Origin of the sequence: Streptomyces sp. NRRL S-31 (assembly GCF_000718775.1) — a bacterium.
GTDB lineage: Bacteria > Actinomycetota > Actinomycetes > Streptomycetales > Streptomycetaceae > Streptomyces.
In genome coordinates this window covers 15,555-29,304 of sequence record NZ_JOCB01000042.1, presented here as the reverse complement: position 1 = coordinate 29,304, position 13,750 = coordinate 15,555, and the positions used below count along the sequence as shown (strand labels likewise).

The 13,750-nt window shown below is 74.8% G+C and carries 11 protein-coding genes; 8 read left to right on the top strand and 3 right to left on the bottom strand.

Annotation, left to right across the window (positions count from 1 at the left end; genetic code table 11):
• Positions 1-76: 76 nt before the first annotated feature.
• From IF37_RS0118185 to IF37_RS0118155, 7 genes are all read left to right on the top strand, one after another.
• Positions 77-1,153, top strand: a complete 1,077-nt coding sequence (locus IF37_RS0118185; protein WP_030743445.1) for a mechanosensitive ion channel family protein — start codon at positions 77-79, stop codon at positions 1,151-1,153.
• Between the two features lie 121 nt (positions 1,154-1,274).
• Positions 1,275-2,117, top strand: a complete 843-nt coding sequence (locus IF37_RS0118180) for a restriction endonuclease (RefSeq protein WP_030743439.1) — start codon at positions 1,275-1,277, stop codon at positions 2,115-2,117.
• Positions 2,118-2,160: 43 nt separating this feature from the next.
• Entirely contained in the window at positions 2,161-2,649 is a 489-nt protein-coding gene (locus IF37_RS0118175; protein WP_079165790.1) for a DUF4186 domain-containing protein, read from the top strand.
• 37 nt (positions 2,650-2,686) lie between these two features.
• On the top strand, positions 2,687-4,906 hold the full coding sequence (locus IF37_RS0118170) for an NADP-dependent isocitrate dehydrogenase (RefSeq protein WP_030743434.1): 2,220 nt from the start codon (positions 2,687-2,689) through the stop codon (positions 4,904-4,906).
• A gap of 198 nt (positions 4,907-5,104) precedes the next feature.
• Entirely contained in the window at positions 5,105-6,424 is a 1,320-nt protein-coding gene (locus IF37_RS0118165) for a bifunctional o-acetylhomoserine/o-acetylserine sulfhydrylase (protein ID WP_030743431.1), read from the top strand.
• The gene (locus IF37_RS0118160; protein ID WP_079165789.1) at positions 6,425-7,540 is read left to right on the top strand and encodes a homoserine O-acetyltransferase; all 1,116 of its coding nucleotides are present in this window, start codon (positions 6,425-6,427) and stop codon (positions 7,538-7,540) included.
• Positions 7,541-7,646: 106 nt separating this feature from the next.
• The gene (locus tag IF37_RS0118155) at positions 7,647-8,438 is read left to right on the top strand and encodes an N-formylglutamate amidohydrolase (protein ID WP_030743427.1); all 792 of its coding nucleotides are present in this window, start codon (positions 7,647-7,649) and stop codon (positions 8,436-8,438) included.
• A 40-nt stretch (positions 8,439-8,478) separates the two neighbouring features.
• Here the strand turns inward: IF37_RS0118155 and IF37_RS0118150 are convergent, their stop codons facing one another.
• From IF37_RS0118150 to IF37_RS0118140, 3 genes are read right to left on the bottom strand one after another with little or no spacing between them, the layout of a single operon-like run.
• Positions 8,479-8,940 carry a hypothetical protein gene (locus IF37_RS0118150; RefSeq protein ID WP_030743424.1) on the bottom strand — a complete coding sequence of 154 codons (462 nt, stop codon included), beginning with the start codon at positions 8,938-8,940 and terminating at the stop codon, positions 8,479-8,481.
• A gap of 17 nt (positions 8,941-8,957) precedes the next feature.
• Positions 8,958-9,596, bottom strand: coding sequence for an RNA polymerase sigma factor (locus IF37_RS0118145; RefSeq protein WP_173456896.1), 639 nt, complete (start codon positions 9,594-9,596; stop codon positions 8,958-8,960).
• On the bottom strand, positions 9,593-11,026 hold the full coding sequence (locus IF37_RS0118140; protein WP_030743420.1) for a S8/S53 family peptidase: 1,434 nt from the start codon (positions 11,024-11,026) through the stop codon (positions 9,593-9,595). Before IF37_RS0118140 ends, IF37_RS0118145 begins: the two co-directional genes overlap by 4 nt.
• A gap of 76 nt (positions 11,027-11,102) precedes the next feature.
• Here IF37_RS0118140 and IF37_RS0118135 point away from each other — a divergent pair, with 76 nt between their 5' ends.
• Positions 11,103-13,715, top strand: a complete 2,613-nt coding sequence (locus tag IF37_RS0118135; RefSeq protein WP_173456894.1) for a CHAT domain-containing protein — start codon at positions 11,103-11,105, stop codon at positions 13,713-13,715.
• Positions 13,716-13,750: the final 35 nt, after the last annotated feature.

Below are 13,750 nucleotides of genomic sequence, written 5' to 3'. Positions count from 1 at the left end.
GACATCGAGCAGGTGACAACGTGACGCAACTCCACAACCGGCCGCCCGCAGCCGCCGCGCGCCCCGGAGGTGACCGGTGAACCGCGGGCTGACCCTGGACGACCTCGTCCTCGCCGGCATCGCCCTGGCGGCGGGCCTGGTGCTGGCCTTCATGTCACGGACCCTGCTGCGCTGGCTCGCCAAGCACGCCAAGCGCACCCGCTGGAGCGGCGACGACGTCATCGTGGACGCGCTCCGCTCGGTCGTGCCCTGGGCGGCGATCGCGGGCGGCGCGGCGGTGGCCACGGCCGTGCTGCCGCTGACGAGAACCGTCCAGCACCACATCAACCAGGTGCTTCAGGTCTGGCTGATCGCCGTGGTGACGTTCTCCGCGGCCCGGGTGATCGCCGGCCTGGTCCGTTCGGTCACCCACTCCCGTTCGGGGGTGGCGGGTTCGGCGACCATCTTCGTCAACATCACCCGCGTCCTGGTGCTCGCGATCGGCTTCCTGATCGTCCTCCAGACCCTCGGCGTCTCCATAGCGCCGCTGCTCACCGCCCTGGGCGTGGGCGGTCTGGCCGTCGCCCTGGCGCTCCAGGACACGCTCGCCAACCTCTTCGCGGGCATCCACATCCTCGCCTCCAAGACCGTCCAGCCGGGCGACTACATCCGGCTGAGCAGCGGCGAGGAGGGCTACGTCGTGGACATCAACTGGCGCCAGACGACGGTCCGCCAGCTCTCCAACAACCTGGTGGTCATCCCCAACGGCCAGCTCGCCAAGAGCAACATGACCAACTTCACCCAGCCCGAGCAGACGCTGACCGTGCTGGTGCAGGTGGGCGTGGGCTACGACTCCGACCTGGAGCAGGTGGAGCGGGTGACCGCGGAGGTGGTGGCGGAGGTCATGGCGGACGTCGCGGGCGCCGACCCGGACCACGAGCCCGCCATCCGCTTCCACACCTTCGGCGATTCCCGCATCGGCTTCACGGTGATCCTCGGCGTGGGCGAGTTCAGCGACCAGTTCCGCATCAAGCACGAGTTCATCAAGCGCCTGCACCGCCGTTACCGCGCGGAGGGCATCCGCATCCCGCCCCCCGCCCGCACGGTGGCCCTCCAGCAGGGCTCGGTGGTGATCCCGCAGCAGCGCGGCGGCGGGGAGGGCGTCGCCGACTAGCACGGCGGGCGTGCCGGGCGGGCGGCGGGCGGCTCGGCCGGGCGGCTCCTGGGAGCGGGCGGCGATCTTGGGCATCCGTAGCCAGGAGACCTTCGCCGTCACCGTCAGGGAGGAAGCCGGCATGACCATACCTGTGCGCCAGGTCCGACGGGCGGAGCGCCGCCGGCGCTTCGACCTGGGCAGCACCGCGATGTTCTTCCTCCTGCTCGCGATCCTGCTGTGCGTCCTGGCGTTCCTCGCCCGCACCGCCGCCGGTCTGGTCGAACGCCGCCCGCTCTGGGCCGGGGTGCTGGCGGTCCTCGCGGTGTCCGCCGCGCTGGTGTGCCGCTCCCGGTGGCGCCGCTTCTCCGCCGGGCGATACGCGCGCCGGGCCGCCCGGGCGCTGGAGGAGGCCGCGGAGACGGCGTCCGACAGCCTGCGTGCCGGGGAAGCGCCCAGGGCGGCCGTCCCCGCCCCGGGGGCCGCCGCGCCGGGCGAGCCGTTCACGGACCCGGTACCGGAACCCGCCGCGCCGGGCGAGCCGTTCATGGACCCGGTGCCGGAGCCCGCCGCCCGTCCCGCCCCGGCCGACTACGCCGAGCTGGACCCCGACGGTTTCGAGCGGGCCGTGGCCGAGCTGTGCGCGCGCGGCGACTGCCGCGAGGTGGAGGTGGTGGGGGGCGCAGGCGACCTGGGGGCGGACGTCGTCGCGCTCACCCCGGACGGGCGGCGGCTGGTCGTCCAGTGCAAGCAGTACGGCGACGCCAACAAGGTCGGCTCGCAGGACATGCAGCGCTTCGGGGGGACCTGCTTCACCATCCACGAGGCCGACGTGGCCGCGGTCGTCACCACCAGCGACTTCACGGCACCCGCCCTGGAGTACGCGCTCCAGTGCGGCATCGTCTGCGTGAACGGCGACGATCTGGCGGCCTGGCACCGGGGCACGGGCCCCAGCCCCTGGCAGCTCGCGGACACCGGGCGCTGACCGGCGCCGGACGGCCCGTCCGGGGATTACGCTCGAAAACGGCATGACCTCCTCCCCCGTCCCCGGTCCGCCGGGGCAGCCGTCCGACGACGCCCGGCCCGCCGGCCCCGGCGCCGCGGACCCGCGCGCCCTCGACCGGCGGCTCGACGCCCTCGCCCGGCAGCCGTTCCGGGCCCGCTTCCACCTGCGCGGCCGGGACCGGGCGACCGCCGGGCTGAAGGGCCCGGCGACGCTCCGGTGGCACGCGTACGACCTGATCGCCAAGCGGCTGGCGCCGGCCGAGCCGTACAAGGACGGCCGGCAGACGCCGTACCGCGGTCACCCGGTGTTCGTCGCCCAGCACGCGACCGCCACCTGCTGCCGGAGCTGCCTGGAACGCTGGCACGGCATCCCCAAGGGGCGGGCACTCACCCGCGTCGAACACCTGTACGTGGTGGAGGTCATCTGCCGCTGGATCGCGCGCGAGATGACGGGCGGCGCGTTTTCCGCCCCGGACCCCTGTCGAACCGACCCCGGTCACGAGATATCTTGATGTCGAGCAATGTTGCAGACGTGGAGCGGAGCACCCGGTGACTGACTCGAGCATCATCTACACCTACACAGACGAGGCCCCGGCCCTGGCGACGCATTCGTTCCTGCCGGTGATCCGGGCGTACGCCGCGCAGGCCGGTGTGCCCGTGGAGACCCGCGACATCTCGCTGGCCGGGCGCATCATCGCCGTCTTCCCGGAGTACCTGAACGAGGACCAGCGCATTCCGGACGCGCTGACCGAGCTGGGCGAGCTGGCCAAGACCCCCGCGGCCAACATCATCAAGCTGCCGAACATCTCGGCGTCCATCCCGCAGCTGAAGGCCGCGATCGCCGAGCTCCAGGGCAAGGGCTACGCGCTGCCGGCCTACCCGGACGACCCGAAGACCGACGAGGAGCGCGAGATCCGCGCCCGCTACGACAAGGTCAAGGGCTCCGCCGTGAACCCGGTGCTGCGCGAGGGCAACTCCGACCGCCGCGCCCCGGCGTCGGTGAAGAACTACGCCAAGACCCACCCGCACCGCATGGGCGCCTGGACCTCCGAGTCCAAGACCAACGTGGCCACCATGGGGGAGAACGACTTCCGCTCCACCGAGAAGTCCGTGGTGATCTCCGAGGCGGGCACGCTGAGGATCGAGCTGGTCGGCGAGGACGGCACCACCACCGTCCTGAAGGACTCCGTGCCGGTCCTGGAGGGCGAGGTCGTCGACGCGTCCGTCCTGCACGTCGCCGAGCTGAACACGTTCCTCGCCGCGCAGATCGCCCGCGCCAAGGAGGAGGGCGTCCTGTTCTCCGTGCACCTCAAGGCGACGATGATGAAGGTCTCCGACCCGATCATCTTCGGTCACGTGGTGCGCGCCTTCTTCCCGAAGACCTTCGCGAAGTACGGCGAGACGCTGAAGGCCGCCGGCCTCACCCCGAACGACGGCCTCGGCGGCATCCTCAAGGGGCTGGAGAGCCTGCCCGAGGGCGCCGAGATCAAGGCCTCCTTCGACGCCGAGATCGCCGACGGCCCGGCCCTCGCCATGGTCGACTCCGACAAGGGCATCACCAACCTGCACGTGCCCTCGGACGTCATCATCGACGCCTCCATGCCCGCCATGATCCGCACCTCGGGCCACATGTGGGGTGCCGACGGCCAGGAGCACGACGCCCTCGCCGTCATCCCGGACTCCTCCTACGCCGGTGTCTACCAGGCCGTCATCGACGACTGCCGGGCCAACGGCGCCTACGACCCGTCCACCATGGGCTCGGTCCCGAACGTCGGCCTGATGGCGCAGAAGGCCGAGGAGTACGGCTCCCACGACAAGACTTTCGAGATCGCCGCCGCGGGCACCGTGCGCGTCACCGACCAGGCCGGCAACGTCCTGATCGAGCAGCCGGTCGCGCAGGGCGACATCTTCCGCGCCTGCCAGACCAAGGACGCCCCGATCCGCGACTGGGTCAAGCTGGCCGTCACCCGCGCCCGCGCCACCGGCGACCCGGCCGTCTTCTGGCTGGACGAGGGCCGCGCCCACGACGCCAACCTGATCGCCAAGGTGAAGCAGTACCTGCCGGAGCACGACACCGAGGGCCTGGACATCAGGGTCCTGTCCCCGGTCGAGGCCACCGAGCTGTCGGTGGAGCGCATCCGCCGCGGCGAGAACACCATCTCGGTGACGGGCAACGTCCTGCGCGACTACCTCACCGACCTCTTCCCGATCCTGGAGCTGGGCACCAGCGCCAAGATGCTGTCGGTCGTCCCGCTGATGGCGGGCGGCGGCCTGTTCGAGACGGGCGCCGGCGGCTCCGCGCCGAAGCACGTCCAGCAGCTGGTCAAGGAGGACTACCTGCGGTGGGACTCGCTCGGTGAGTTCTTCGCGCTCGTCCCGTCCTTCGAGCAGTACGCGGCGGCCACCGGCAACACCCGCGCCAAGGTCCTCGCCGACACCCTCGACCGCGCCACGGCGACCTTCCTCAACGAGGACAAGTCCCCGACCCGTCGCGTCGGCGGCATCGACAACCGCGGCAGCCACTTCTACCTGTCCCTGTACTGGGCCCAGGAGCTGGCGCGGCAGAGCGACGACGCCGACCTCGCGAAGGCGTTCGCGCCGCTCGCCGAGGCGCTCGCCGCGAACGAGGAGCGGATCGTGGACGAGCTGATCGCCGTCCAGGGCAAGCCGGCCGACATCGGCGGCTACTACCAGGTCGACACGGCCAAGGCGGACGCCGTCATGCGTCCGTCGGCCACCTGGAACGAGGTGCTGGCGTCCCTGAACTGACGCCCCCCGGGGCCTGACGGCTCCCGGTGGTCCCGCCCCGGCCGGCGCCGCCCGGCCGGGGCGGAGCCGTATCCGATCATTGCGGCGACATGTCGTATGTGACGTCCTCATGTCACCTTTGCCCGCGCCCTGTTCGGCGGTGTCCGCCGCGTGCTTACCTCGTCGCACGTCAGCGCCCTCCCCCGCACGAGGAGCACCATGAGCACGCAGCCCGACACCGCCGACGGCTCCGCCTGGTCGTTCGAGACGAAGCAGATCCACGCCGGGGCCGCCCCCGACCCCACGACCGGCGCCCGGGCCACCCCGGTCTACCAGACGACGTCTTTCGTCTTCCAGGACACCCGGCACGCGGCCGATCTGTTCTCGCTCGCCGAACCCGGCAACATCTACACCCGCATCCACAACCCCACGACGGACGTGTTCGAGCAGCGGATCGCCGCGCTGGAGGGCGGTGTCGGGGCGGTCGCGGTCTCCTCCGGACAGGCGGCCGAGACGCTGGCGATCCTGACGCTGGCCGGGGCCGGGGACCACATCGTCTCCAGCAGCTCCCTGTACGGCGGCACGTACAACCTCCTGCGGCACACGCTGCGCCGACTGGGCATCGAGGTCTCCTTCGTGGACGCCCCGGACGACCCGGCGGCCTGGCGGGCGGCGATCCGGCCGAACACCAAGGCGCTGTTCGCCGAGTCCCTCGGCAATCCGCGGGGCGACGTCCTGGACGTGCGGGCGGTCGCCGACGTGGCGCACGCGGCCGGGGTGCCGCTGATCGTGGACAACACCGTGCCGACGCCGTACCTGCTGCGGCCCCTGGAGCACGGCGCCGACATCGTGGTGCACTCGGCGACCAAGTTCCTCGGCGGGCACGGCACCGCGATCGCCGGTGTCGTGGTGGACGGCGGCACCTTCGACTTCGGCGCGCACGCCGACCGCTTCCCCGACTTCACCGAGCCCGACCCCAGCTACCACGGCCTGCGGTACTGGCCGGCGCTGGGCCCCGGCGCGTTCGCGGTGAAGCTGCGGGTGCAGCTGCTGCGCGACCTCGGCCCGGCGCTCGCCCCGCACTCGGCGTTCCTGCTGCTCCAGGGCGTGGAGACGCTGAGCCTCCGGATCGAGCGGCACTCCGCGAACGCGCAGGCCCTCGCGAAGTGGCTGGAGCGGCGGGACGAGGTCGCCGCCGTCCACTACCCGGGCCTCGCCTCCAGCCCCTGGTACGAGGCGGGCCGGCGGTACCTGCCGCGCGGCGCCGGCGCCATCGTCTCCTTCGAGCTGCGCGGCGGGGTGGAGGCGGGCAAGCGGTTCGTGGACGCCGTCGAGCTGTTCAGCCACCTCGCCAACATCGGTGACGTACGCAGCCTGATCATCCATCCGGCGTCCACCACGCACAGCCAGCTCACCGAGGAGCAGGCCGCGGCGACCGGCACCACGCCGGGTCTGGTGCGGCTGTCGGTCGGCATCGAGAACCTGGCCGACCTCAAGGCGGACCTGGAGGCCGGCTTCCGCGCGGCGAAGGGCGCGTAGGTGAGCGCGGCCACCGGTGCCTGGCGGGAGGGGGACCCGCCGGGCCGACGGCGGTGGTACGTCGCCGAGAAGCCGCTGCCCCTGGAGGCGGGCGGTGAACTGCCCGGGGTGCGCCTGGCGTTCGAGACCTGGGGGCGGCTGTCCCCGGACGCCTCGAACGCCGTGCTGGTGCTGCACGCGCTCACCGGGGACAGCCACGCGGCCGGGCCCGCCGGACCCGGCCACCGGGCCCCCGGCTGGTGGGACGGGCTGATCGGTCCGGGCCGGGCGCTGGACACGGACCGCTGGTTCGTCGTCGCGCCCAACGTCCTCGGCGGCTGCCAGGGCAGCACCGGACCGTCCTCGCCCCGGGCGGACGGCGGGCGGCCCTGGGGCGGCGCCTTCCCGTTCCTCACCCCGCGCGACCAGGTCGCGGCGGAGGCCGGGCTCGCGGACGCGCTCGGGATCGACCGGTGGGCGCTGGTCGTCGGGGGCTCGATGGGCGGGATGCGGGCGGTGGAGTGGGCGGTGGCGCACCCGGCGCGGACCGGCGCGCTGCTGCTGCTCGCGACGACGGCGGCGGCGAGCGCGGAGCAGATCGCCTGGGCCAACGTCCAGCTGCACGCCGTCCGCGGCGATCCGCACTGGCGGGGCGGCGACTACCACGGCACCGGCCGGGAACCGCTCGCCGGGCTGGGGCTGGCCCGCCGGCTGGCGCACATCACCTACCGCAGCGAACCCGAGCTGCGGGCCCGGTTCGGCCGGTCGCCGCAGGGCGCCGAGGACCCGTGGCGCGGCGGCCGGTACCAGGTGGAGTCCTATCTTGACCATCACGCCGCCAAGCTGGTGCGCCGGTTCGACGCGGGCAGCTACGTCGTGCTGACCGAGGCGATGAACGCGCACGACGTCGGCCGCGACCGGGGCGGCGTCCGCCGCGCGCTGGCCCGGGTGCGCGCGCCCGCCCTGGTGGCCGGCGTCGACTCCGACCGTCTCTACCCCCTCGCCCAGCAGGCGGAACTGGCCGCGCTCATCCCGGGTGCCGACCGGCTGCGGGTGGTGGAGTCGCCGTACGGCCACGACGGGTTCCTGATCGAGACGGAACAAGTGGGCTCGCTGGTCCGGGAGTTGCTCGGCTGACCCGGCGGTGCCGCGCCGCCCGGCACGACCCGCCCGTTCCTCCCCCGGTGCCGTGTGGCACCTTGGGCGTGTCCCATGCCGACGACGACGCCCCGCGGAGCAGCCCGTGACCGATCCCACCGCCTCCTTCGAACTCCTCGCCGGTGCCGCCGATTCGCCGGTGCTGCTGCACGTGCCGCACTCCGCGCGGACCGTCCCGGCGGACGTGCGGGAGGGCATCGTGCTGGACGACGCGGAGCTGGAGCGGGAGCTGGACCACATCACGGACGCGCACACCGCCGAGATCGCCGCTCGGGCCGCCGCGCTGGCCGGCCGCACGCCCTGGCGGTTCGTGAACCGGCTGTCGCGGCTGGTGGTGGACCCGGAGCGGTTCCCGGACGACCGGGAGGAGATGCTCGCGGTGGGCATGGGCGCCGTCTACACGCGCACCACGCACCGGGGCGAGCTGCGGCCCGCGGACACCGACCCGGAGCCGCTGCTCGCCCGCTACTTCCGGCCGTACGCCTCCGCCATGGCGGAGGCGGTGGCCGGGCGGCTGGCCGCGACCGGGCGTGCCGTCGTCATCGACGTGCACTCCTACCCGGCCGCGCCGCTCCCCTACGAGCTGCACGGCAGCGGGCCGCGCCCGCCGGTGTGCCTGGGCACGGACGCCTTCCACACCCCGCCCGAGCTGACCCGTGCCGCCCGCGAGGCGTTCGCCGGGTGCGGGGAGACGGGGCTGGACAGCCCGTTCGCCGGGACGTACGTGCCGCTGGAGTTCCACGGCACGGACGCCCGGGTCGGCGCCCTGATGGTGGAGATCCGCCGGGACACCTACATGACGGAGCCGGGCGGGCCCGCCGGGCCGGGTCTGGAGCGGCTCGCCGGCGCGCTGGCCGCGCTGGCCGACGCGGTGTAGCGCGCCGGCCGGCCGCCCGCGAGGCGCCCCGGCGGGCGGCTCAGGCCCGCAGCCACTCCGTCACGATCACCTCCGCGCCGGTGCGCAGGCGCAGGGCGAACGGGCCGGACGGCGGGGTGTCGCTGCTGAAGCGGCCGAGGGTGTCCGTGCTGACCGGGCGGGCCGCCGGGCCGCCGAGCACCTCGATCCGTGCCGACCGCGGCGGCAGCAGCTGGCCGATCAGCCCCTCCCCGGTGACCTCCACGTCCACGGTCACCTCGCCCGCGCGGAAGGTCAGCATGCGCGGCGCGTCCAGGACCCCGCGGACCGGCAGCGCGTCCAGGAGCGAGTCGAAGGTCAGCTCGGCGATCCGGGCGTCCAGGTCGTGCAGGGCGAAGGCGTCCAGGGCGGTCTGGAGCAGCTCGGCCGGGACCGGGTCCAGGACGGCGGCCGCCTGGCGCAGCTCCTCCTCCAGCAGCGCGTCCGTGAACTCGTCCCCGTCCGGGCACGGTTGGCCGGGCATCCGGTTGTCGTCGTCGTTCACACGTCACCTCGTGCGTCCATCCGGGCCCGCAGCCGGCGCAGACAGCGCTGGCGCAGCGGGCCGATGCTGCCGACCGCGATGCCGAGGGCGGCCGAGATCTCCCCGTAGCTGGGCGGCGGCGAGGCCATCAGCACGCGCAGCAACTGCCGGCAGCGCGCCCCCAGTTGGTCCAGCTCCTGCCACAGGCGGCGGACCCGCTCGGCGCGGTCCGCCGCCTCCTCCGAATCGATCAGGGTCTCCTCGGGCGTCCGCTCCTCGCTGGCCCGGTCCAGCACCCGCGGATCGTCGGTCAGGGTGAGCCGCGCCAGGCCCTTGAGCACCTTCAGGCATTCGTGCCGGGCCGTGCTGGCCAGCCAGGAGGCGGCCTTGTCGGGTTCCCGGATGCGGCCCAGGTGCTGGGCGAAGCGGAACCACACGGTCTGGAAGACCTCGTGCCCGTCGGCCTCCGGCAGCCGGTGCGCGCGCACGACCGACCACACCAGGGGACTCATCCCTTCCACCAGCGCCTTCCAGGCCGCGGCGTCCCCGTCGACGGCGGACTGGACCAACGCGCCGACCTCTGTTCGGTCCACGGCTCCACCCCTTGTGTACGGCACGTCATCGTACGCCGCGGAGGGAAGCGTTCCGGAACTCATGCGGGCAGCGCCGGGAGCACGACGGGGACGGGGCGCCAGGTGGGCGGGCGCAGCGCCGGGACGCGCGCCCCGCGCACCTCGGCCCGGTCCGTGGTGGCCGCCAGCAGCCCGGCGCCGGCCGCGCGCGGGTCGCGCTCCCGGTAGGCCGTCATCCGCGCGGCGACCAGCCCCGCGGCCACCGGGGTGGCGAACGAGGTGCCGCTCCACTGGGCCAGGCCCTCGAACATCACCTGGTCCGGCTTGCCGCCGGTGCTCTCCCGGCCCTCGCTCAGCAGACCGGTGTGGCGCGGGTACTGGCAGGTGCAGGCGTAGTCGGCGGGGCCGAACCGGCAGCCGTCGTAGGTGGAGTGCTGGTAGACGTACGGCACCGGCACGGCGAAGCCGGAGAGGGCGCTGGTGAGGCGCTCGCCGGGGGCGTGGACGCGGACCCAGGGGCCGTGGTTGGTGAAGCAGGCACCGCCCTCGCCGTCCGCGCGCAGGGCGCCGACCGACAGCACGCAGTCGGCGTACTCGGGCAGCCCGGCGTAGGCGGCGGGCCAGAACGGGGTGTCGCTGCCGTTGTTGCCGGCGGCGGCCACCAGCAGGGTGCGCCGTTCGCGCAGCTCCGCCATGAACGCGTCCAGTCCGATCAGCCCGTCCCGGTCCGCGCTGGGGGTGCCCGCGGAGAGGCTGATGATGTCCGGCCAGCCGTCCCGGTCGACCGCTTCGAAGAGCAGGGCGCCGAACTCGGACTCCAGGACGGCGCCGGCGTCGTTGAGCGTGCCCCGGACGGTGATGTCGGTGTTGGGCGCGAGCGCCGCGAGGATGCCGGCGATGAAGGTGCCGTGGCCGACGTACTGGCGGAGCACGCCGTCGCCGTCGGTCTCGGTGAGCTGGGCGTCGCCGGTGGTGTGGGCGAGCAGCGGGTAGGAGCGGTGGTCGTGCATCAGACCGGTGTCGACCACCAGGACGCCGACCGCGGTGGCCGGGTCGTAACTTCCCTCGGCCGGACCGGGGTTGGCGGACGCGGAGCGCGGGACGGGCACCGGCTCGTCGCCGGGACAGGCGTTGACGTCGCCCGCGATGTGCACCACGTGGTTGCGGCCGGCCAGCCGGCGGCCCTGCCGTGCCTCCGCCTCCCGCACGGCGCGCAGGGCGTGCGGCACGGTGTCCTCGCCCCCGGCGGGGTCGCCGACCCGGATCCGGGTGACGCCGGTGCGGCCGGCCCGCGGGCCCACGCGGCGCACGTGGTCGGGGACGAGGCCCGCGGTCTCGGTGAAGTGGGTGCGCACCGCGTCCTCGACGAACCCGGCCTCCTCGCCGTCCCGGACGAGGACGACGCCCTTCTCGTAGAGCAGTCCCGCCGTGTCGTCCGGCCCCATGGTCAGGGGCACGTCCGGCAAGGAGCGCTGGATGTGGTGGAACTGCTCGTGGAATCGCTGCGGCGCCATGTGGCGTCCTCCCCCTCAAGACGGTCTACGACAGTGAGAGTCGCCGGACCGCCGTCTGATACAGCAGGCCACTACCATGCGAGACGTGACAGCGGGAAGCGAGTCGGTTATCGAGCTGCTGCCCATGGTGTTCGCCGACCCCGGCGAGGCGCGGGCCCGCGCGGAACACCTCCTGGGCGACGGCCCGTCACCGCTGCACGCCAGCGTCGCCCACCAGGTGCTCGGCATCTGGCAGCGGGACTTCGGCGACCTCAGGATCGCGCTGCGGCACCTGCGGCGGGCCCGGGACCTGGCCGCGCGCGCCGAGTCGGCCGACCGGGAGGCCGATGTGCTGGCGACGCTGGGGGTCGCACTGGTGCACGCGGGGCGCACACGGCAGGGGCTCGCCTCCTTCGAGCGGGGCGTCGCCCGGGGCAGCGGGCACACCCGGGCCCGGGTGCTGTACCGGCGGGCGTACGTGTGGTGGGTGCTGGGGCGGCACCGGGAGGCGCTGGAGGACGTACGGCGGGCGCTGCCCGTGCTGCGGCAGGCCGCCGACGGCATCTGGACGGCGCGGGCGCTGACGCTGCGGGCCACCGTGCACCTGGCGCTGGGCGCGGTGGACCGGGCGGTCGCGGACTTCACGGCGGCGGAGCGGCTGTGGGACACCACCGGCCAGGAGCACGACAAGGCGGACGCGGTGGAGAGCCGGGGCCTGGCCGCGTTCCGGTCCGGCGACGTCCCGGCGGCGCTGCGGCTGCTGGACGAGGCCGAGGAGCGGTACGCCAAGCTGGGCACGCCCGCCTACAACCTGTCGATCCGGCGCTGCGAGGTGCTGATGGCGGCGGGGCTCGCCCCGGAGGCGCTGGCCGAGGCGGACGCGGCGATCTCGGTGCTGGACCGGATCGGCGGGCAGTCCACGCGCAAGGCCGAGCTGCTGCTGGCCGCCGCGCGGGCGGCCCGCTCGGCGGGGGACGCGCACACCGCCGTGGCCCGCGCCGCCGTCGCCGTACGGCTGTTCGCGGCGCAGCGGCGGACCTGGTGGGAGACGCACGCCCGGCTGGTGCTGATCGAGGCGCGGGTGGCGGCCGGGCGCGGGTCGGGGCGGCTGGTGGCGGACGCGGCGGCGGTCGCCGAGAAGCTGGCCTCCTTCGGCTCGCCCGCCGCGCCGGAGGCCGCGCTGCTGGCCGGCCGGATCGCGCTGGCGCTGGGCTGGACTGCGGACGCGGAACGGCACCTGGCGGTGGCCGCGCGCAGCCGGCACGGCGGGCCGCCGCCGGCCCGGGTGACCGGCTGGGCGGCGCAGGCGCTGCGGGCCCGGGCGGCCGGTTCGCGGCGGGGGGTGCTGGAGGCGTGCCGGCGCGGCCTGGCCGTGCTGGACGACCACCGGATGACGCTGGGCGCCTCGGAGCTGCGCGCCCACGCGACCGCGCAGGGCGCCGAACTGGCCGCGCTGGCGCAGGAGGTGAGCCTCGCCGAGGGCGGTCCGCGACGGCTGCTGGTGTGGAGCGAGCGGTGGCGGGCGACCGTGCTGTCCGCGCCGCCGACCCGGCCGCCCGAGGATCCGGCGCTGCTGAGCGGGCTGACCGCCTACCGGGAGATCGCGGCCCGGGCGGAGGCGGCCCGGATGGAGGGCCGGCCGGTGCCGGCGCTGGAGCGCGAACAGCGACGGCTGGAGCGGGAGATCCGCTCCCGCACCCGGCACACGGGCGGCGCCGCCGCCGACGCCGGGGACCGCTTCGACGCGGGCCGGCTGCTGGACCGGCTCGGCGCCGCCCGGCTGGTCGAACTGGCCGTGGTCGACGGGCGGGTGCACGTCCTGCTGTGCGGGCGGGGGAAGGTGCGGCGGTTCACGGGCGGTCTGCTGGCGGAGGCGGTCGCCGAGGCCGAGCACGTGCAGGCCGGGCTGCGGCGGCTCGCGCACCCGGGGGCCGAGGCGCGGCTGCCGGTGGTGGAGGCGGCCGGCCGGCGGCTCCAGGAGCTGCTGCTGGCCGGGGCGGTGCCGCACCTCGGTTCGGGCCCGGTGGTGATCGTGCCGCCGGGCGCGCTGCACCGGGTGCCATGGGCGCTGCTGCCCGCGCTGCGCGAGCGGGTGCTCAGCGTGTCGCCGTCGGCGGGCAGCTGGCTGCGCGCCCGGGAGACCGCGCCGCCGCCGGACGGCCGCCCGGTGCTGGTGCGCGGTCCCGGTCTCGCGACCGGCGGCGCGGAGGTGCCCGAGCTGGCCGGCCGGTACGCCACGGCGACGGTCCTGGAGGGGGACGACGCGCAGGTGCCCCGGGTGCTGGCGGAACTCGACGGGGCGGACCTCGCGCACCTCGCCGCGCACGGCACGTTCCGGGCCGACAGCCCCCTGTTCTCCGCGCTGCGGATGGCCGACGGCCCGCTGATCGTCCACGACTTCGAGCGCCTGGCCCGCAGCCCGTACCGGATCATCCTGTCCAGCTGCGACACCGCGCGGCTCGCCTCGGTCGGCGCGGACGAACTCCTCGGTCTGGTCACGGCGTTGCTGCCGCTGGGCACGGCCGGGGTGGTGGCCAGCAGCGCCCCGGTCAACGACGCGGCCGTGGTGCCGCTGATGCTCGCCCTGCACAAGGGCCTCGACGCGGGGCTGTGTCTGGCCGAGGCCCTCCGCGACGCCCGCGCGGCCCTGCCCGGCGACGCGGTCCACCAGGCGACGGGCTGGGCGTTCGCCGCGTTCGGCGCGGCGTAGCGGCCGCCGCCCGCCGTACCCGGCGGCGGCTGCCG

Coding starts and splice junctions, on each gene's coding strand:
- IF37_RS0118180 (WP_030743439.1), top strand. CDS start 1,275: ATGACCATACCTGTGCGCCAGGTCCGACGGGCGGAGCGCCGCCGGCGC.
- IF37_RS0118175 (WP_079165790.1), top strand. CDS start 2,161: ATGACCTCCTCCCCCGTCCCCGGTCCGCCGGGGCAGCCGTCCGACGAC.
- IF37_RS0118165 (WP_030743431.1), top strand. CDS start 5,105: ATGAGCACGCAGCCCGACACCGCCGACGGCTCCGCCTGGTCGTTCGAG.
- IF37_RS0118150 (WP_030743424.1), bottom strand. CDS start 8,940: ATGCCCGGCCAACCGTGCCCGGACGGGGACGAGTTCACGGACGCGCTG.
- IF37_RS0118145 (WP_173456896.1), bottom strand. CDS start 9,596: ATGAGTTCCGGAACGCTTCCCTCCGCGGCGTACGATGACGTGCCGTAC.
- IF37_RS0118140 (WP_030743420.1), bottom strand. CDS start 11,026: ATGGCGCCGCAGCGATTCCACGAGCAGTTCCACCACATCCAGCGCTCC.
- IF37_RS0118135 (WP_173456894.1), top strand. CDS start 11,103: ATGCGAGACGTGACAGCGGGAAGCGAGTCGGTTATCGAGCTGCTGCCC.